Raw genomic sequence first — 19,602 nt, forward strand, 5'->3', positions numbered from 1 at the left:
TAGTTTCAACTAACCCTGATGAAAAAAATTAAGGCACTGGTGTACCAGTGCCTTACATCACCATTTATGTTAAGTGTACCTGCAATGTTAGGAGTTCTCTATAACCAATTGGGTATTTTTTAACTCCAAAAAGACAAATTGCTCTCACTTAAATTCACTTGGAGTTTTACCCATAATACTTTTAAACGCCTTTGAAAACTTGCTTTGATTTTCATAACCGGTCATCTTGGCAAGTTCCCCTATACTTAAGTATGGTTTTTTATGCAAAAGAATTGCTGCTTCTTTTATTCTGTTTGTCCTCATAAAAGCACCTATCGATTGCCCCGAAATACATTGAAAGCAATTTTTAAGACTTGATTCGGAAACCGCAAACTTTTTCGCTAAATCTTTTATCTTCAGCCATTCAAAAGGATTTTCTATAATCATTTTATAACACTCTTGAGTTGCTCTGTATACCGGTTCGGAAAATGATGAAAACTGTTCTGTATCTTTTGATTCTATCAAGCTTAAAAACAAAAGTAACTCTATCGTTTTTATAATAGAGTATGGAAGTTTTACTCTTTCATCTACCTCATACAATTCATTGATAATATGATTTATTCCATCACGAGAACGTATAATCAAAGATTCTCCATTTTTACACAATCTGTCTCGTAATCTATGCAAATCAATATTTCCATACGGAAAAAATTTATCAATTGATTTTTGAGCCACATTTATATCAATAAAAAGTGAAAGTCCAACATATTTCTTCATAGGGATACACGACTTTTTAAATGAAGCTTTGCCAAGATCAACAATACTTAAATCTCCTCTCCCTAAAAAGGCATGCTCGTTATTTTTTAAAATAAATTCATAACAACCTTCTAAACAATGATCAATCTGTAACATCCCCTCCTTAGGCTCTATTTTTTGATAAGTAGTTTGCATATTCAAAGTATTGTAAGAAAGTTGAATTCCTTCCAAAAGATTATAGCAGCGCATTTCACCCGTTCCTGTATCATTGTTCAAGCAATATATTTGTATATCCTTTGTCTGCTTTTTTTCTGTGAAAAAGAGTTTATCATAAGCATTTTCAATAACATTGTTTTTATTTAACTCCATTTCTTTTCTCACCTCATTTTTTATATTTCGTAATCAATTCCTTAATCAAAAAACAGACTTAGCTATAAAGTGAAGTTTGCATGGTCTTATAGTACTTTCAATCCTTCCGTAATCTGCTTAAAAAAGTCCGAACTCCAAATATCCAAAACGGAAGTATCGCGAATAAATGGCTCAACATCCTTTCTGGCTTGCAAAAAGTCAATACTGTCAAAACGATTCTTTAGCATCGTTTTAATCTCTTCTAATGTACATTCTTGATTTTCAGAAATATATCCGCTGTCGATTAATCGTGCTCTAAGATGCTTTTGATTGACGGTCACAGCTTTGGAAAGATAAAAAATATAATCGTACAAATCTCTACCCTTAATGCGACTCTGCCACCCACGGCAGATTACCGCATGGATTTTCCCGGCAAACAAAGAAGGCATGTCATACAAGCGGATTTCATAAGGCACTGGTAACAAGCGATATTTGTGTTCATAGGTAGCGAATGCAGGTGGATTGGTATCAACCTCAAATTTTATTTTAACCACTTCATTTTTATCCACGGTTCCCACAAGTCTTTCATCCGCATAAAACAGCAAAAGATGTTCTTTTGTGTTTCCTTTTAAAAAAGCAGATCGAATGTTACTATCTTTCGTTTTTTCCTTTTCCTGGATTTCCACATTCAAGCCAAAGGTCTTCACTTCTTTTTCCAACACCGGAAAATAGGAGCATAAATCAAAATCTAAATTTATTTGCTCCAAAGAAAAATCCAAATCCTCCGAAAAACGGTCAAGTCCATAAAAGATTCTTAAAGCAGTCCCACCATAAAATGCAGCTTCCTTAAAAAATCCAGCACGGGATAAGCCACAAAGTACAATTTCCTGCATAATCTCTTTCATGGCATTTTTTCTGTCATATATATTATCCACCTGATAGCTTTTCAGCATCTCTTCAATTACTGTGTTCATATTAAATCCTCCTCATAAGGGAGTACAGCTTTTTAATATTGGTGGTATGATACGCTGCACTATACGCACATACCTTAGAGGCATCCAGCTTTTTCAGTTCTGATTCTTCAATACGTAAACTTTCTGTTAAAAGCCGAAAAAGCTCCTTGGTATTTCCTAATGGTGAAATGGTATACAGTTGATCACATAAAGCCTTTTCCGGCTCGGCAATCCTATAAAAATACTCTCCCTCTTGAACTAAACGAATACCAAGAGGAAATGCCTTGGAAGGCACATCCCGATAACTGAAAGTTCCAAAAGCTGTTTCAAACTTCTTTTTCTTTTTCTTTTCAAATGTGGCGGAAGTAACTGTATATACTGCTTCCGGAATCAGCCCATAGAAGCTCAAAGCATATTCAAAAGATATATAGGAAGGTCCGTAAATACTGCCGGCAAGTAAGTAAGCCGGAGTGTGTGGATTCGTCTCATATATTCCTTTCGTTATGGGGAAGTACTCACCGCTCTTAGCCATACGGGAGAGCTTAGACTTGGGAGAACCGTATTCACTTAATTCCTCTAGGAGCATTGCTGTTGTTTTTATCATATTTTCACCTCATAGTCTCATTATATGCAACTATCAGGTGAGAATAAAGCATTTTTGAATAAAAATCCGAAAATTTCTTACTGATGTCTCGTAAAGCATTGCCCACAGATTTTCTAACATGCTTACCAGAATTCTATTTTAAAGCAGCTAAGCGCTGAATGGCTTCTTCCGTCATAAGGCCAGCTTATCCCAATCCTGCGCGGATTCTATTACCGGAATCCAACTGTCTTTACTGAAAATGTAGTCCCCACCAATTCCTTTACAGTGCTCTTATCCGTATCTATGGGATTGATGCAGATAGAAGGGGAAATCTCATTTCCCTCGAATTCCCCGGGCTTAAACCCAATGTCTACAGCCCACGAAGCGCTTTCTTCTTGGTCTGCCTTAAAGAACATGAGGCAGCTTCTTCTGTCCCCCCAATCCTCTTGAAATATAAAATCTTTTATTTTTAACATCTTGTTCTCCCCTACAAACTGGGATTTATTTATGATACTCCTCTATTTTATCTCCATATTCGTTTAGGAGTTGTCTCGAATAAATTTTTTCATTTTTTGAGTCTCTAACTTCTTTCCATATAATAGCAGCAACTTTTAACTTGTTAGAATAATAGTCGCTAAATTCATCTGAGCAAAAGTCCTTTAGGAATTGATTCCATTGACAAGCTGAATTATCATACTTAGCGTAGTCTGACTCGCCATAATATACTTTGAGCATATCTTGAATTGTAAAGTTTAAGTCATTTTCTGTTTTCACTTTTCTCCATGCCGTTGCCATATCGGCATTGAACTTAAATGGACTAACACCCGTTACTGCAGAAAAATAGTCCCTAAATTTTTGATTAAAGGAAAAAGCACATTCAAGTAATGGTGTACATAATGTTACAACTTCTGTTTGATTTTTGTTTCCATTTCTCTGAGATTTCTCTATTCTATTTCCCATAAAATATTGTTCTATGATATGATTCAGTTCTTGCTTTGTACTTCTATATTCTAATCCAAGTGACTTGCAAATTTTTGAAAGTTCCTCTCTGTACCAATAATATCTAGAAAATTCTTCAAATGACTTTATATCTCTGAAATCAGGTCTACCGTTCTTCAAATAGCCACACCCCCATAAATTCAAATTTGTTTGCACTGTTTCAACAAATCGTAATCCATACATTCCCTTTGGCTTTCAATATATTTCCATTGGCTTTCAATATATTCGATGGCAAGTTATAGCTTTAACGTTTTAATGCTGTGTAAATCCTTGGTAACTACAGCCGTATCAAATCTGATTTCAAATAAAATCAACGATTCTCCTGCATATTCTATCGTGTCTTTGTAGCCCGGAATTTTAGCAATAAATTGCTCAGCAAAATCAAAAATCGTCTTGGAACTTTTTTGCACTATCCCCTTAGCTTTGACATGCTCATTTCCTCCGTGAGGAATAGTGGTAAATGCCACGTTTGGATTTGCGTTTATTTCTTTCACTTTGTCGTTTCCTTTGAAAGACGAAAAGTAAAGTATATTTTCAGTCGGCTCAAAATAAAAATTTACTATTCTTACGTTGGGAACATTATTTACGGATGTTGCCAAGGCTATTTCTGTTTGTTCAGCCATAATTCTTAAAAATTCCGCTTTTATATCCATTTAAGGAGACCTCCTAATAATCAAACTATGTCTTCCAGAATAATTCTATTTCAGCAAATCGTAATCAGTATATTTCCATTTGCTTCCAGAATATGATGATAAAACTCTTTCATGCATTGAAAACAATCCATAATTTCTTCTTTAATCTCATCGATTTCTTCCTCATCATCCCAAATATTCGGATACAAATCGGCAGTTTTGCATTCTTCCATACTGAATTTTTCCAACGCCTTTTTCATATCAAAATAATCGAGTGCAAAAACTATATTTTTAATCTTTGACTTTTCGGTGTATGCCATAAACTCTGATGCATCATCAATAGAAAATTCACCCACAACAGCTTCACTTAAAGGCTCGTTTTTTATTGGTTCAAACCTTCTTCCTCCCGTAAGCATAAAATGCAGTACATCCCACTTTTTATCTATATTCAGCGAAAGTTCCACTTCTTCATGGGAATCTTCAATTTCTTCTGGAATCTTATCTTCTATTCCATAATAAGACTTAAGCTCTTTTAAATTTTTATCACTTAAATATCGATAAGTCGCGCGCATTCCCATTTTGCATGACCTCATCTCTCCCCATCCTTATATTCCTAATTTTTCTAACCACTCCTCAATATCTTCCACGGAAACCTTGTACTTGTCTTCTCCATGAACCAAGATGTCTTCTCATACAATATCCCTTTCAGCAAAACACCACTCCACTCTATTTCAGCAGAGTAAATATAGTTATTGATATAAAACTATTATCATTATAGTATTCAAAAGCAAGAATTATCGGTGACTAACTTAAGCATTATTGTATGTTTTCCGCAAAGTATTTTTACCGGTATTTTTTTCGTTTCTTTCTAAGATTCACAATACTAATCACCGTAACGGCAAGAAACTCAACTATGAGCTCGGCTTCAAACAGCCTCAGATATTTGGGTGTATCCGGCTTTAAATTCCGAAAATACTCTTGTATTGTATCACTTCCAGGAACATTAAATGTATCATCAAATTCTTCGTGCTTCTCTCCCCCGACATCATAGACATCCAGATAATAGCCATCCGGAAAGCCTTGCCGATAGACAATCTTACTAATTTCATATTGAATACTAAAATACGCTTTTACCTTTTCCGCTATATCGTCGTCTTGATTTGTAACATATATACTTTTGTGTGGAAACAGAAGATCGGGCGACACAAGATACAAGGTATATGTATCGATTACCATGAATAGAATAAGCATTACGATAAATACTACTTTCTTCATATGCTACAATTATCCTCCATTTCGCAATATTATGTGTTTAAGCACATCAATACTGTATGCAAGTGCAACGATAAATTAATTCTAAGCGATTGCATGAAGCGGGTGTCGAGCTGTAGTATATTTTTCCCTGATTTTACTTCTATAGGATACAATTTATATTTCAGCTTACTGTTATTGGATATAATGAAATCCATTTCTATATCGTTACAGTGTTTTTCATAGAAATAGTGCGTATAAGAGCACACTTTGTGTCCTTTTGCCACAAGCATCTGCGTTTGATTATGCGCAATATAGCTTTGTGTAAATTTTATGATTATACGCAGATATCTTCATCTATCCTTTTCCACTATCTTTGCGGATTAGGAACTTTCGCCCTTTAGAGGCTCGTGCCAAATCTCTTATTTTTAACATCTTGTTCTCCCCTACAAGCCGGAAGCTATTATTTAGTTTATAATCGTATTATTTTATTCGCTATATCTTCTACAAACCTCTTATCGTGTTCCACAAATAGGAGTGTAGGATTTGCTTCTTTTATAATTTCCTCAATCTGTATTCTTGATATTACATCTATATAATTCAGTGGTTCGTCCCAAACAAATATATGAGCCGGCTTTGACAAACTTACAGCAATTAAAACTTTCTTTTTTTGTCCATCGCTATAGTTCTTCATATCCATTTCAAATAATTCTCTTGCAAAATCTAATTTTCTAAGAATTGTTTTGCACAATGTTTCATCAACACCTTGCTTATGAATATATTCATTTAAGCTACCTGCTAAATTTGATGTATCTTGAGGAATATACGACATTTTCAAATTACTTGCTAATTTTACATCACCTGAATACTCGTGATGTAACCCTAATAAAATTTTAATCAAGCTTGATTTTCCGCTACCATTCCCCCCGTATATAGCCACTATATCACCTTGCTTTATATCAAAACTGATATTCCTTAATATCTGTCTTTCTCCATAATATGATGATAAATCGCAAACGGATATTAGAGGATTTTTATGATAATCTAACGTATGCAATAATAAACTTTCCTTTGTTTCAATATCTTTTAGTAAATTCTGTTTTTCTTCTATTGCCTTATTTTGTCTATGCTCCAAATTCTTAGATTTTTTCATCATCTTAGCTGACTGATGACCTATATGTCCCTTGTCCGGTTTTACACCTGATACTTTCACAGCGTTTTTAGTATTTTCAATTTTATTAGACCAAATATGACTTTGTCTTGCAGCTTCTTTTAATCGTTTAATATCTTTTCTTAATTTCTCATTTTGACTAATTTCAAATTGGTCTTTCCTCAATTTATTTTCATACCATGATGTAAAATTTCCTGATTGGACATCAATAGAATTCCTGTTAAGAGAAATAACATGATTGATACAGCCATCTAAAAAATCTCTATCATGAGATATAAGCAAAAAACCTTTTTTACTTTTCAGATATTCACTGACAATTTTTCTTCCGTCCATATCTAAATGGTTTGTTGGTTCATCTATAAGTAAATAACCATCTTCTCTTGTAAACAAAATAGCTAAAAGGATTTTTGTTTGTTCTCCTTTAGAAAGCGTTTCAAACTCTCTGTAAACAAGGCTCTCATCTATATTTAGCATATTAAGTTCTCTAAATAATTTCCATTCTTCCTCATCTGAGATGAGTTCTTTATATAACTCAATCCCGAATTTTGAAGTATCACTTAAATTGGGTGGGAATTTAATAAAGTCAACACTTTTGCTGATTTTACCTTGATAAACTTCTTGGTTTAAAAGTAGCTTAAATAGTGTTGATTTTCCAATTCCGTTTCTTCCTATTAGCCCTGTTTTCCAGTTCGTATCAAATGAAAAGGATACATTTTCAAATACAGGTTTTACATAGCCATAATATGAGAAAGTGAGGTTTTCAATTTTAATTGTTGACATAAAAACACCCCCTCAAATTCAAAGTTATCTACATCTTCAATAGATTCATAACCAAAGTAATCATTATGTCTTTTTCCTCCGGCTTAGACTCTGCAATCATAACATCGCTAATTACCTTTCCTTCATTCCGGAATAATGCGTAATTTCTCCCTAGAAATTCCAAAAAAATGGATGCCGCAATCCGCTTACATCCATCAACACGCACTTTTTGCGTGTTGTTTTCTTTGTCTAATTCATTTTCCTTAAAAACATTATTAACATGTTTACGAACCGTTTTTTCATCTCTATCAAAGAGTAATGCCATTTGATTAGAACTCAGCCATACTGTCTCATTTTCCAGAGAAACTGACAACTTAACTTCTTGATCATGTGTTTCAAATAAAATTATCTCATTATTTTTCTCATTCACCGTATTATCCCATCCTCACACGTTCCAATTTAGCAATCAATTCTATAAACCATATCCCCTGAATTCCAAATATACAGGATAGCCGATACCGGTTCTTTTCCTTTCTCCCAAAGCCAGCCTGTATATGTTGTACTATAGCCGAAGTATCCTTCTGTTAAGATTTCAAATTCTGCATGAGCATATTCTTTCATATATTCTTTTAATCCGATGGCTTTTCCGGAAAATTCCCCCTCATATACAGTCCTATCAAATATCAAAATATTACATTCCTCTAAATCACTGTCAAAAAACAGAACTTCTCCGGAATATAATTTTTCTTCACCTTTCGTATATTGAAATATTGTATCCAACTCTATTGTTAGAACATCGTTTTTAAAGCTAATCTTCTTTATCCTGCTATCATGCAAACCAAAAAGAATATTACTTTTCCTGTCCTGCGTAAAATCCATCTCTGTCTCCCATACTTATATCCCTAATTTTCCTAACCACTCCTCAATATCTTCCACGGAGGTATTCGCAGAAAGCATCAGTGTGTCCTCATTATTTTCATCACATAAGATTAATTCCTGTTCTTGATCAAAAAACAGGCTTAGCCATACAATTAAGCTTGCATAATCCCTCATTCTATTTTCGGAATTAAAATACTCTATGGCAAAGGTGGATCTTTTTCTGTCCATTCGTAAGGTAAACTGATAGGACTCCGAGTAATTTTCCCAACAAATATCATAGGAAAATGACGCAGTCCTACTCAGCTCTATTCCTGTCCCCGGGTACTTCTTTTCTATTTCCCTACTAAATTTTCCTAAATCAAAATCATCATTTTCCGCTTTGTTTACATGTATAAAACTTGTTACAGACATTTCTACTTTACCTCAAGGCCAATGGTTTCTTATAAGACAAAATTTTCTCCTGCTAATATCAATATGCCGGAGCAGAATGTCCTCTTCTCAAAAATCAGATTCGGAAATTCTGTTCTTAGTTCATCCGCAACGCAATAGATTTCATCATTATCCCATTCATCCGCATATTCTTTTTTGCATTGATCTAATGCCTTACGATTCGAAAAAGCGACATCTCCAATTAGAATCTTTCCGCCATCTTTAAGATGTGCAAGCAAATCTTTTAGCAAAACAACCTTTTGTGCATCCGCTAAGTGATGAATAGAATACGTCGCAATAATAAAATCAAAGGACTCTTGCTTCAGTTCATCCGCTAAACCCTTTGAAAAATCTCCCTGATAGAGATGTGCACCAGGCATCTTTTCATACGCGAGCTCTATCATTCTTGAGGAAAAATCCTGTCCGTAAATAGTGCATCCGTTTTTATATAGCTTTGTGGTTAATGTGCCTGTTCCGAATCCAATGTCCAAAACTACTGCATCCGGCTTTTCCATTATAATTTTGTAAATATCCCCCAGAATCTTTTTGTACCCTGCAAAGGGATAACGATTCTCTTCTTCCAAGAGCCCGACTGATTTATCATAATCATCCGCCCATAAATCAAAACCTTTACTATTTAACATTTTTCCTCCTACTCCTACTTTTCTATTTATACTCCTGCTTTTACCGCCTTTACCCTACCGGACAAGATGCATCTCTCGCTCAAAGTACTCGGTTTATTTCGAGTGATAAAGCAACCGGACTTCCTATAATACCTTAAATCCATATTTATTGCAAAAGCTCCAAAATTCCCTCTGCACATCTGAGATTTACATCTTGAAAATGATTGCCCGGATTTACTTCATAAGTCGTCTCTATTCCCATAGATTTAAAATGTTTTAGCAAGTCTTCGGTGTTTTCCTGCATGGTTTTTAAAATGGGATGTCTTGTTTTAGACTCTTTCTCTCCAATAGACAAATAAAGCTTTTCCGGCAGAATTTTCATCGCATTTTCTTTGCAAAATTCCTTGATCCCCGGAAACCACAGAGAGCCCGACATACTGGCCACGCGAGTAAAGACATCCGTATTATACAGGGCATACAAGGCAAATAATCCCGCAAGAGAATAGCCGGCTATACCTATGAATTCCGGTACACCATTGATTTTTTCTTTTGCCAAAGGAAGGATTTCGGACAAGATACAATCCAGATACTTCTCTCCACCTCCGGTAAAATCATCCCCTTCTTTCCCTAAGGCTGGCGCAGGCCAAGGGCTTAAATCTCGCTCCCAGTTAAGATTTCCGATAGCAAGGAAATGAAAATCCTTATAATTTTCTTTTTGTAAGTCCAAAAAAGCAGCCTCTCCCTCATCGGAAAATTGGTTGAAAATAATAAGCGGGGAGTCCGCCTTCTCCGCCCGAAATAAGCTTAGTTTATAATCACACAAGGTAAAATCTTCTCTATTCATAGGGTGCATCTCCTAGTATTTCTCTTACATACTTTCCAATAAAGATAGAATTGCATCGCAGCATTCTGCAAACTGAATTCCTTTAGCATAATCAAAGTCTTTTTGATAATTCTCCCACCGGCTTTTCATAATACTACTGCTTTTTACGGTAGAAAGAATATCCCAAAATTGGCTAAGTAAATGCGCAGAACCTCGCTTTTCCGCCGTTGCCGAAAGAGCAAGACTTAGGCTTTTAGCATCTATATTTTCTCCCTGTAATTTAGTTAAAATATAAACATCATAATAATCTCTGGGACGTGTATTTTGGTCAGCTCTGGACAAAATAGTTTCCAGCTTCTCCGCAAGAATAGTAGAAAGATTGTATGCCAAAATGCTGATGCTACGATTCTCCCACATCAGCTTATAACTATACTCTATTTCTCTGGGAGTAATTTTATCTCCACTGGTGATATCCAATTTCAGAGGAACAGCCATTCTCCCGTACTCTGCAATTAAAGACACACGATATCCGGAGTATTCATCATCTTCTCTAATTTCATGAATACTTTGCAAGCGAAATGTTATACCGTCTTCTATAGGAATACCAAGAATCTCTTCTATCATCTTCCGAATACTATCTTCCTTTACCGGATATCCCTTGATGGTTGCATCCATATCCATAGTTGCCCTGGTATCCAGTCCCACCATAGAAGCAATCAAAAATCCGCCTTTAATAATATAATTATCGCGATATGAGGATAAAGAAATTCTCTCTAGAAAACGCTCCAGCATATAATTTTGCAGTACAAGTTGAGCTGAGATACATTTTTCTTTTGCAAGATTTTTAATTAATGCTTTAAGCTGCATTGCATTTTTCATAAAAGTACCTCAAGATACGGTCTAAGCTTCTCTTCTACATGAAGGGCTCCAGCATAATTTGAAAGAAGATGAATGTTCTTGTCTTTTCGCAAAACATATCGTTTAAAGGCCTCTACTACTACTTGTACATCCACGTGATTTCTTGTTTTCAAAATATCACATAGCGTACGTTCCGCAGAATAAGCCTTCACGGGGTTTCCCGCCGGACTAGTAAGTTCTGTAGACCCCAGGCTATAAAATGGCTCCTTTTCCCCCTTAGCTAATATACCATCCTTTTTAGGATTAGATAAATTATAAGTAGCAGGAAAAAACATTTGAAACTTAAGAGGAGTTCTATCCGTCAAATCACAGAGAAAAAGAGCTGTTTCCAAGGCATAAATTCCCCTTTTATAGCGAGTTTGCAAATTAACAAATTCATCGTCCCACGCTTCCGGTAATATATAGACTCCTCTTCCGGAACGTTCTAAATCTCCTTTTTTTACAAGATGCTGAAGACTCCCTCTGGAAAATCCCGCATGAACCACCATGGCCGTTGTAAGAACAGCATTATTCTGTTTTGCAAGTTCCAGAATTTTCTGAGAATCAGTCATACAATCACCGCCTTTTTTACTTTCTTGCTGTATATAATATGTTAAACAAGCATAAAAGTAAATTAATTTTTCCGCTGTAAGTAAAGAAGTATATCTAGCACATATTAATGAAAGTATTGAAAATACTTCCTATGAGATCTTCCTTTCAGTATCTTAATGTCTCTATCTTAGATCCAACACCATACTGTCAAAGTCGATATACTCTTCCCCAATCTTAAAATATGCCGGTAAAGTTCCCACTTTCTTAAAGCCGAATTTCTCATACAAATGAATGGCGCGGCTATTGTCTCCTCGCACTTCCAGATTAATGAACTCCACGGCATTTTCCTTGGCATAGTCTATAAGCTTTTGCATAAGTTCGCTTCCAATACCGCTATTCCACTCCGCCTTTACCACGGTGAGCCCCAGCTCAGCCCCATGACTCATTCTTCTTGGAAAAGCCCTTAATTCTCCGCTTCCTACAAGCTTTCCGTTCTTCCAAGCGAAATAACATACCGATTTCGGATCCTTGGAAAAGTTTCGAATTGCCTCCTGCTCATCCTCTACGGAAATTGGAAATCCTTCCTTTCCAAAGGATAAATTATCTGTTTCCGAACCGACCTGTCTTGCATAAGCTATCCTTGCTTCCGCATCCTCAGGTAGAGCTTCTTTAATGATAACGTCTTTGATTACATCTTTAGTAACATCTTTGATAATGTCTTTCATAATATCTTCCCTGCAAAATCACTATGATGCTTTATTTAAGGCTTTACTCAATGCTTTACTCAATACTTTATTTAATACTTTGCGCCACACTTTCGCCATGCTCCATTTTTTATTTCTTAAACGAGCAGGTCCTTATGAAGTCATTCACCTCTGCCCCGGCTTCCAGATAGCGAAGTAAAATCTCCGCACAGGCATGGCTGTCACTATCCGCCCGGTGGTGATTGAGAGAAATTCCGAAATGCTCACAGACCATATTTAACTTATGGCTCCTGTCGGGAAAGAGGCTTCTGCCCATTTTCACCGTGCAAAGATAGCGGGCATAAGGCTTCCAGTCAATCTCATAGTCCAAAAGACAGCTTTTCAACACATTCATATCAAAAGAGGCATTGTGAGCCACCAGCATTCCGTCGGAAAAAAGTGGCTCAATCTGCTTCCATAATTCCGGAAAGGTGGGAGCATCCTTGACACTGGCCTTACTGATTCCGGTAAGCTTTACATTGAAATAGTCAAAGTCGGCCTCGGGATTCACTAAAGAATAGAATTCCTTGCTGATTTTTCCTTCTTCCACCACGGTAATGCCAATGGCGCTCATTCGGTTATTCTTTCGGTTCGGTGTCTCCACATCAAAAACAATAAAGCGTGCCACAAAAATCTCCTTTACTCATCTTTCGTTAATAAATCAAATCGTAATTATTTGTAATCATTAGTAATCGTATGATTGTTTTTCCAGTCTCTGTCTGCTATACTAATACCACAAGAAGATGTTTAGTATAAACTCTACGAATGGAGGCGAAAATATGGCAAGTACACTGGTTCAATTCCGAACAGAAGACACGGAAAAGATAAAGTCTATACAAATCTTAGAAAAACTGGGGCTTTCTCTTCCTGCCTATCTTAGGATGTGTATGTCTAGGTTAAATCAGGAAAACGGTATACCGTTTAGCATGACCCTTGAAAAAGAGTATTCTCCGGGAATTTATGCCTTGGAGAAAGCCAGTAAAATTGCGGAAGAATATGGTATTTCCGATATGTCCTTAGATGAAATCAACGCAGAAATTGCAGAAGCACGGAAATAGTATCTTATGAAATATTTTGCTGTCATTGATACCAATGTACTCATATCTGCAATGCTCAAGCATCAATCCGTTCCCGGCAACATTCTCGACATGGTATTTTCCGGTATCATTACACCGGTTTTAAATTACAATATCGAGTCAGAATACCGGGATGTATTATCTCGCCCCAAATTCCATCTTCCAAAAGACTTGATTGATGATATTATACAGACTTTTCGTCTGTATGGTCTCTATATAGATGCGGAACCGCTATCCGTGAGTCTTCCCGATCCGAAAGATTTAGTTTTTTATGAGGTGGTAATGGAACAACGAAAAACGGAAGAAGCTTGGCTTGTCACCGGTAATATAAAGCATTTTCCTGAAAAGGTTTATGTAGTTACCCCTCGTCAGATGTTGAACATCATCTTAGAAAACACCGAACTTTAAACTTCCTCCCCTACAGCTGATACAGCTTCGTGTACTTCTCCTCAATGTAATCCAAGAAATAGTTTACATTGAACTCTTCCCCCGTCACCATTTTCATCAGCTCCGGTGCCTCATAGCGGAAACCGTAGGTATGGATGTGCTCCTTCAGCCAGTTCATGATTTCATCAAAACGGTTTTCTTCCAAAAGCTTCTCTACATTGAAATCCTTCCGCATAGTCTGCATAAACTGGGCAGCAAAGGCAGTTCCCAGAGCATAGGTGGGGAAGTATCCGAAGCTTCCGTCCGACCAGTGCACATCCTGTAAGATGCCTACTTTATCATTGGGCACATCCACGCCCAAATACTCCTTGTACTTTGCATTCCAAGTCTTATCCAATCCCTCTGTAGAAATACTTCCGTTAAATAAGCCCTTCTCGATTTCATAGCGAATGAGAACGTGCAACGGATAGGTCAATTCATCCGCTTCCGTGCGAATAAAGGAAGGCTTGGACACATTGATTGCCTGATAAAATTCCTCTAAAGAAACCTCTCCCAGTTGCTTTGGAAAATGCTTTTGCAGCTTAGGATAATGATATTTCCAAAAGTCCAAAGTTCTTCCCAGATAATTTTCGCAAAGGCGGGACTGGGACTCATGCATACCGGAAGACACTCCCTCGGATAAAATCATTCCGTCATACTTCGGGTTGATATTGTGCTCATAGTAGGCATGCCCTACCTCATGCACTGTAGACAAAATGGCAGAAATCACATTGTTTTCGAGATATTTCGTAGTGGTACGGCAGTCATTTTCACAGGTCCAGGAAGTGAAGGGATGCTCGGATTCATTTTGATAGCCCCAGGAAGAATCAAAATGCAGGTACTCTAAAAGGCCTTCCATAAACTTCTTCTGCTCTTCCACAGGGAAGCTCTGCGTAAGAAAATCCTCCCGAAGCTGTTTAGCCTTTGTGACCTTCTGAATGAGGGGTACCAGTCTTTCCTTTAAAGCGGCAAAAAAGGCATCATATTTTTCCTCATCCATCCCCGGCTCAAAGTCATCCAGCATCTGGTTATAAATACTCTTTTCACTCTTTCGATAGCCGTAAAGCTTCTTCTGGCTCTCAATTACCTTTTTCAGATAAGGGGCAAAGAGAGAATAATCCGCCTTGGACTTCGCTAAAATCCAGGCATCAAAGGACTCGTCACAAAGCTTTTTAAAAGCTACAAACTCTTCCTTGGGAATGCAAAGGGTATCTTGCGCCTTCTTATAGTAAAGCTGAATGGCCCGCTTATTTTCCGCGTCCACCTCAGAATCTTCCTGCAAATCCTTCAGCAAAGCCACGATTTCCGGATCGGTTTCCAAGCTGAAAAGCTCTCCTGCCAAAAAGGCGGAACGCTCGTCCCGATAGCTTGCCCCTGCCTCCGGCGCCACCGTCTGCTTATCAATACCAATGATGCTTAAGGCCATTTGATAGGCAGAGCATTTGAACAGCCAATCCTGATATTTCTTTAATTTTTCTTCTGTAGTCATATTTTTCCTTTCTATCCGGAATTACACTCTGGCAACACCGCTTTTCTTTGCCGCTTCCGCAACGGCTTTAGCCACCGCATCCTTCACTCTTTCATCAAAGGCTGCGGGTAAAATGTACTCCGCATTTAATTCCTGATCACTCACCAGTTCCGCTATGGCATAGGCTGCGGCAACCTTCATTTCATCATTGATGTCCTTTGCCCGCACATCAAGGGCTCCTCTAAAGATACCCGGGAAGCATAGTACGTTATTAATCTGGTTCGGAAAATCCGACCGTCCTGTAGATACTACTGCAGCACCGGCCTCCTTCGCATCCTCCGGGAAAATTTCCGGAATAGGATTTGCACAGGCAAAGATAATAGGCTTCTCCGCCATACTTTTCACCATATCCTTATTCAGGGTTCCCGGTGCGGAAACACCGATAAAGACATCCGCATTCTTGATAACATCTAAAAGACTTCCCTTTTCCATGGAGAGATTGGTAATCTCTGCCATTTCCATCTTAATGGGATTTAAGTTCTCTCTTCCCTTATAAATAGCGCCCTCTCTATCCGTCATAATCACATGTTTTGCTCCCATGCTTAAGAGCAGTTTGATAATGGCGATACCTGCCGCTCCTGCTCCGGAGGTCACAATCTTTACTTCTTCGATTTTTTTCCCGGTAAGCTTTAAGGCATTGATCAGGCCTGCCAAAGTTACTACTGCAGTACCATGCTGGTCGTCATGGAAAATCGGAATATCGCAAACTTCCTTTAATCTCTTTTCAATTTCAAAACAACGAGGTGCGGAAATGTCTTCCAGATTCACTCCACCGAAGCTTCCGGCAAGGAGGCTCACCGTTTTCACGATTTCTTCCACATCCTTCGTTCTTACACAGAGCGGAATGGCATCCACATCTCCAAATGCCTTAAACAGCACACATTTTCCTTCCATAACCGGCATGCCTGCCTCCGGCCCAATGTCTCCCAAGCCTAGAACCGCAGTTCCGTCTGTTACCACGGCAACCGTATTCCAGCGTCTGGTCAGCTCATAGCTTTTCTCCACATCCTTCTGTATCACCAGGCAGGGTTCTGCAACTCCCGGGGTATAAGCAAGGCTTAAAGCCTCTTTGCTATCCACCTTGGCTCTCGGTGTAATTTCCAGCTTTCCCTTTAATTCATAATGCAGTTTCAATGATTCCTTCGCGTAGTCCATTTTTTCTTCCTCCATACTTTATATCAATTCTATTCTATGTAATTTCTGCCTTTTTACTATTTCTGACTTTTTATTACCTCTGCCTTTGAATACTTCTTTCCGGTATTAGTCGCTCCTTATAATGTGCCTTTCTTAACTCATTGTTTCTTATATCATTCTTCTTCCTATATCATTTCTTCCGGCTTAAACACTTCATCAAACTTCTCTTCCGTCAAGAAACCAAGCTGTAGGCAGGCCTCTTTTAAAGAGATGTTTTCCTGAAAGGCCTTTTTCGCTGTCTTCGCCGCATTTTCATAGCCAATGTAGGGATTCAAACAGGTTACAAGCATCAGAGAACGGTGAAGGTTTTCCCGCATTTTCTCTTTGTTCGCCTTGATGCCTACAACACAGTTCTGATTAAAGGACAGCATAGCATCGGAAAGTAGGCGAACGGACTGCAAAAAGTTGTAGATACACACCGGCATATATACATTTAGCTCAAAATTCCCTTGAGAAGCCGCCATGCCCACCGCCACATCATTAGCCATGACTTGAACGGAAACCATGGTAAGCGCTTCGCATTGGGTGGGATTGACCTTTCCCGGCATAATAGAGCTTCCCGGCTCATTTTCCGGAAGGAAAATTTCCCCAAGGCCGCATCTTGGACCGCTACCCAGCCATCTGATATCATTGGCTATTTTCATAAGATTCGCAGCCAGGGCTTTCAATGCACCGTGGGCAAAAACAAGCTCATCCTTCGCCGTAAGAGAATGAAATTTATTGGCTGCAGTTTTAAAATCTTTATTTGTAAGTTCAGAAACCGCTTTTGCCACTTCCAAGTCGAAGCCTTTAGGGGCATTGAGTCCCGTTCCCACCGCAGTTCCCCCAAGAGCCAGCTCCCGGAGTCCGGGAAGACTTAATTGCAGCATCTCCTTCGATTTTTCGAGCATCACTTTCCAACCGCTGATTTCCTGAGAAAAGCTAATCGGGGTGGCATCCTGTAAGTGAGTCCGACCTGTTTTCACAATGCCTTCATTTTCCTGCATAAGTCTTTCAAAGGACTGAATGAGGGTATCCAAACTTGGAAAAAGCCTCTCCTCGATTTCCAAGGCTGCTGCAATATGCATGGCTGTTGGGAAGGTATCATTGGAGCTTTGGGACATATTGGCATGGTCATTCGGATGCAAAAGTTTTTCTCCTGCCATTTCATTTCCCCGATTGGCAATGACTTCGTTTACATTCATGTTGGACTGGGTTCCGCTTCCGGTCTGCCATACCACAAGAGGAAAATGCTCGTTGAGTTTCCCCTCCAAAATCTCATCACATACGCCGGAAATCAAAGTTTTGCGTCTTTCATCCAGTTTGCCAAGGCGATTATTGGCGATTGCCGCCGCCTTTTTTAAAATGGCAAAGGCACGAACAATCTCAGTGGGCATCTTCTCCGTTCCTATTTTAAAATTCTCAAAGCTTCTCTGGGTTTGTGCCCCCCAGTATTTCTCCACCGGAACCTGCACTTCCCCCATGGAATCGTGTTCTGTTCTATAGTCCATTTCTTTTCCTCCATACAGCATTTACAACAGGAAAATCACTTCGGATAGATTTTATCAAAAAAATGGCTGACGGAACAGGCTGGATTCTATTGGATTCTTTAATTTCCACCGGAGCATTCTTTGGATGTCATTTTGTAAAATTCTTCAGATGTCTTTTTGTAAAATATACTTGACATATCAAAAACAAGGTGTATATTATTCATGTAAAGTATTTACGACATTTTATAATATATATTGCTTTCGTCAAAGAGTAAGAAAGTAAAGAAATGAAAGGAGTTTTCGATGAATTATTTTAACTTAGGAATCGCTGTAGGTTTTTTTGCCAGTTCCCTCTTAGTTCTCTTTCGAAACAGATTGAGTAAGAAACAACAGGATTGCTATGATGAAAGGCAGGTAATCGTCCGCGGGAAGGCCTATCAATACGCTTTTTTCACCACCATGGGACTCCTCATGCTGTACGCTGCTTTTGCCGAGCCGATTGAGAAATATTTGGAAGCCGGGATTATTCCCCTTGCCATTCTTCTTTTCTCGGGACTGATCCTCATGGGATACTGCCTTTTCCACGATGCCTTCTGGGGGCTTAGCAATAAAAAAATAAAAGGATTGCTGTTACCGTATGGGCTCTGTTCAGTGTACTGAACGTCTTTAACACCGTAGAGAATATCTCTCCCGATAAAATATGGATTGCCGGAAGGCTCAGCAGCCGCTTTATGCTTCCTCTCCTTCTCAGTATCTTTTTTGCTATTGCCCTAATTCTCATGGTACTGAAGGATCGAATGAAGAATGATGAAGAGTGAGGTGAAAAATGAAGAATCTTCGTTTAAAATCCGCTAGAGCGGGAAAAGATCTGTCTCAACAGGAGCTTGCGGATCTGGTAGGCGTCAGCAGGCAAACCATCAATGCCATAGAAAAAGGGGACTATAACCCTACCATCCGCCTCTGCCTCGCCATTTGTCATGTACTAGGGAAAACATTGGATGAACTATTCTGGGAAGAAGAGGATAGTTAGCTGCAAAAAAAAGGAGCTGTGAATAATTAAAATAATAAAGGGATTCTTTGCAATATAGGTCTGAATGAGGGGTAGTCTGAGCCCGATACTTGCGAAAAATAAGAGAAACGCAGTTTTTCGCTTAGTATCCGTTACGTAAGGACAAACTTTTCATCAGAAAAGTTGTCCTGTACAAGACCAAGGCCCGCAGGGACTTGCTTTGCGAAGCAAAGTGAGCAGTGGACTACAAGTCCACGCTCAGTCAACGAAGTGAAAAGGACAAACTTTTCATCAGAAAAGTTGTCCTGTACGAGACCAAGGCCCGCAGGGACTTGCTTTGCGAAGCAAAGTGAGCAGTGGACTACAAGTCCACGCTCAGTCAACGAAGTGAAAAGGACAAACTTTTCATCAGAAAAGTTGTCCTGTACGAGACCAAGGCCCGCAGGGACTTGCTTTGCGAAGCAAAGTGAGCAGTGGACTACAAGTCCACGCTCAGTCAACGAAGTGAAAGGACAAACTTTTC

At 38.4% G+C, this 19,602-nt stretch carries 25 protein-coding genes; 4 read left to right on the forward strand and 21 right to left on the reverse strand.

Annotation, left to right across the window (positions count from 1 at the left end; translation table 11 throughout):
- Positions 1–144: 144 nt before the first annotated feature.
- The 18 genes from HMPREF9624_RS09655 to HMPREF9624_RS09740 form a co-directional block, all read right to left on the reverse strand.
- The gene (locus tag HMPREF9624_RS09655) at positions 145–1,104 is read right to left on the reverse strand and encodes a helix-turn-helix domain-containing protein (RefSeq protein WP_009537576.1); all 960 of its coding nucleotides are present in this window, start codon (positions 1,102–1,104) and stop codon (positions 145–147) included.
- An 86-nt stretch (positions 1,105–1,190) separates the two neighbouring features.
- Positions 1,191–2,057 (reverse strand): nucleotidyl transferase AbiEii/AbiGii toxin family protein, encoded by an 867-nt coding sequence (locus tag HMPREF9624_RS09660; RefSeq protein ID WP_009537577.1) that lies wholly within the window; start codon positions 2,055–2,057, stop codon positions 1,191–1,193.
- 1 nt (position 2,058) lies between these two features.
- Positions 2,059–2,640 carry a type IV toxin-antitoxin system AbiEi family antitoxin domain-containing protein gene (locus HMPREF9624_RS09665; protein WP_009537578.1) on the reverse strand — a complete coding sequence of 194 codons (582 nt, stop codon included), beginning with the start codon at positions 2,638–2,640 and terminating at the stop codon, positions 2,059–2,061.
- A gap of 209 nt (positions 2,641–2,849) precedes the next feature.
- On the reverse strand, positions 2,850–3,095 hold the full coding sequence (locus HMPREF9624_RS09670) for a hypothetical protein (RefSeq protein WP_009537579.1): 246 nt from the start codon (positions 3,093–3,095) through the stop codon (positions 2,850–2,852).
- 25 nt (positions 3,096–3,120) lie between these two features.
- Positions 3,121–3,738 carry an SAP domain-containing protein gene (locus tag HMPREF9624_RS09675; protein ID WP_036595174.1) on the reverse strand — a complete coding sequence of 206 codons (618 nt, stop codon included), beginning with the start codon at positions 3,736–3,738 and terminating at the stop codon, positions 3,121–3,123.
- Between the two features lie 116 nt (positions 3,739–3,854).
- Complete coding sequence (locus HMPREF9624_RS09680) at positions 3,855–4,271, reverse strand: pyridoxamine 5'-phosphate oxidase family protein (protein WP_009537581.1); 417 nt, start codon at positions 4,269–4,271, stop codon at positions 3,855–3,857.
- A 50-nt stretch (positions 4,272–4,321) separates the two neighbouring features.
- On the reverse strand, positions 4,322–4,843 hold the full coding sequence (locus HMPREF9624_RS09685; protein WP_330361860.1) for a YfbM family protein: 522 nt from the start codon (positions 4,841–4,843) through the stop codon (positions 4,322–4,324).
- Positions 4,844–5,093: 250 nt separating this feature from the next.
- Positions 5,094–5,525 carry a hypothetical protein gene (locus tag HMPREF9624_RS09690; protein WP_009537583.1) on the reverse strand — a complete coding sequence of 144 codons (432 nt, stop codon included), beginning with the start codon at positions 5,523–5,525 and terminating at the stop codon, positions 5,094–5,096.
- 448 nt (positions 5,526–5,973) lie between these two features.
- Positions 5,974–7,452 (reverse strand): ABC-F type ribosomal protection protein Lsa(C), encoded by a 1,479-nt coding sequence (gene lsa(C) / locus HMPREF9624_RS09695; RefSeq protein ID WP_009537584.1) that lies wholly within the window; start codon positions 7,450–7,452, stop codon positions 5,974–5,976.
- 28 nt (positions 7,453–7,480) lie between these two features.
- A complete protein-coding gene (locus HMPREF9624_RS12045; RefSeq protein ID WP_009537585.1) occupies positions 7,481–7,861 on the reverse strand; it encodes a hypothetical protein in 381 nt (126 codons plus the stop codon).
- Positions 7,862–7,890: 29 nt separating this feature from the next.
- Positions 7,891–8,310 (reverse strand): hypothetical protein, encoded by a 420-nt coding sequence (locus tag HMPREF9624_RS09705; protein ID WP_009537586.1) that lies wholly within the window; start codon positions 8,308–8,310, stop codon positions 7,891–7,893.
- Positions 8,311–8,325: 15 nt separating this feature from the next.
- Positions 8,326–8,721: a hypothetical protein gene (locus tag HMPREF9624_RS09710; protein WP_009537587.1), complete on the reverse strand. Its 396-nt coding sequence runs from the start codon at positions 8,719–8,721 to the stop codon at positions 8,326–8,328.
- A 29-nt stretch (positions 8,722–8,750) separates the two neighbouring features.
- Positions 8,751–9,383 (reverse strand): class I SAM-dependent methyltransferase, encoded by a 633-nt coding sequence (locus HMPREF9624_RS09715; protein WP_009537588.1) that lies wholly within the window; start codon positions 9,381–9,383, stop codon positions 8,751–8,753.
- 145 nt (positions 9,384–9,528) lie between these two features.
- On the reverse strand, positions 9,529–10,206 hold the full coding sequence (locus HMPREF9624_RS09720; RefSeq protein WP_009537589.1) for an alpha/beta hydrolase: 678 nt from the start codon (positions 10,204–10,206) through the stop codon (positions 9,529–9,531).
- A 24-nt stretch (positions 10,207–10,230) separates the two neighbouring features.
- Positions 10,231–11,064, reverse strand: coding sequence for a nucleotidyl transferase AbiEii/AbiGii toxin family protein (locus HMPREF9624_RS09725; RefSeq protein WP_009537590.1), 834 nt, complete (start codon positions 11,062–11,064; stop codon positions 10,231–10,233).
- Entirely contained in the window at positions 11,061–11,654 is a 594-nt protein-coding gene (locus HMPREF9624_RS09730; protein ID WP_009537591.1) for a type IV toxin-antitoxin system AbiEi family antitoxin domain-containing protein, read from the reverse strand. The genes HMPREF9624_RS09725 and HMPREF9624_RS09730 overlap by 4 nt, the downstream gene beginning before the upstream one ends.
- 162 nt (positions 11,655–11,816) lie before the next feature.
- On the reverse strand, positions 11,817–12,359 hold the full coding sequence (locus HMPREF9624_RS09735; RefSeq protein ID WP_009537592.1) for a GNAT family N-acetyltransferase: 543 nt from the start codon (positions 12,357–12,359) through the stop codon (positions 11,817–11,819).
- A 109-nt stretch (positions 12,360–12,468) separates the two neighbouring features.
- A complete protein-coding gene (locus tag HMPREF9624_RS09740) occupies positions 12,469–13,005 on the reverse strand; it encodes a 3'-5' exonuclease (protein WP_009537593.1) in 537 nt (178 codons plus the stop codon).
- A 151-nt stretch (positions 13,006–13,156) separates the two neighbouring features.
- On the opposite strand from HMPREF9624_RS09740, the gene HMPREF9624_RS09745 reads away from it, so the two are divergent.
- The gene (locus HMPREF9624_RS09745; RefSeq protein WP_009428108.1) at positions 13,157–13,435 is read left to right on the forward strand and encodes a type II toxin-antitoxin system RelB/DinJ family antitoxin; all 279 of its coding nucleotides are present in this window, start codon (positions 13,157–13,159) and stop codon (positions 13,433–13,435) included.
- Positions 13,436–13,441: 6 nt separating this feature from the next.
- On the forward strand, positions 13,442–13,861 hold the full coding sequence (locus HMPREF9624_RS09750) for a PIN domain-containing protein (RefSeq protein WP_009537594.1): 420 nt from the start codon (positions 13,442–13,444) through the stop codon (positions 13,859–13,861).
- Between the two features lie 10 nt (positions 13,862–13,871).
- Here the strand turns inward: HMPREF9624_RS09750 and HMPREF9624_RS09755 are convergent, their stop codons facing one another.
- From HMPREF9624_RS09755 to fumC, 3 genes are all read right to left on the reverse strand, one after another.
- Positions 13,872–15,368 (reverse strand): carboxypeptidase M32, encoded by a 1,497-nt coding sequence (locus HMPREF9624_RS09755; protein WP_009537595.1) that lies wholly within the window; start codon positions 15,366–15,368, stop codon positions 13,872–13,874.
- 21 nt (positions 15,369–15,389) lie between these two features.
- Positions 15,390–16,562, reverse strand: a complete 1,173-nt coding sequence (locus HMPREF9624_RS09760) for an NAD(P)-dependent malic enzyme (RefSeq protein WP_009537596.1) — start codon at positions 16,560–16,562, stop codon at positions 15,390–15,392.
- Positions 16,563–16,726: 164 nt separating this feature from the next.
- Positions 16,727–18,091, reverse strand: a complete 1,365-nt coding sequence (gene fumC / locus HMPREF9624_RS09765) for a class II fumarate hydratase (protein WP_009537597.1) — start codon at positions 18,089–18,091, stop codon at positions 16,727–16,729.
- A gap of 282 nt (positions 18,092–18,373) precedes the next feature.
- Here fumC and HMPREF9624_RS09770 point away from each other — a divergent pair, with 282 nt between their 5' ends.
- Together HMPREF9624_RS09770 and HMPREF9624_RS09775 are read left to right on the forward strand one after the other, a co-directional pair.
- Positions 18,374–18,730, forward strand: a complete 357-nt coding sequence (locus HMPREF9624_RS09770) for a hypothetical protein (RefSeq protein WP_009537598.1) — start codon at positions 18,374–18,376, stop codon at positions 18,728–18,730.
- A gap of 166 nt (positions 18,731–18,896) precedes the next feature.
- Positions 18,897–19,100 carry a helix-turn-helix transcriptional regulator gene (locus HMPREF9624_RS09775; RefSeq protein ID WP_009427934.1) on the forward strand — a complete coding sequence of 68 codons (204 nt, stop codon included), beginning with the start codon at positions 18,897–18,899 and terminating at the stop codon, positions 19,098–19,100.
- Positions 19,101–19,602 lie beyond the last annotated feature (502 nt).

It is taken from the genome of Oribacterium asaccharolyticum ACB7 (genome assembly GCF_000238075.1).
In the GTDB taxonomy this organism is placed as follows: Bacteria; Bacillota; Clostridia; order Lachnospirales; family Lachnospiraceae; genus Oribacterium; species Oribacterium asaccharolyticum.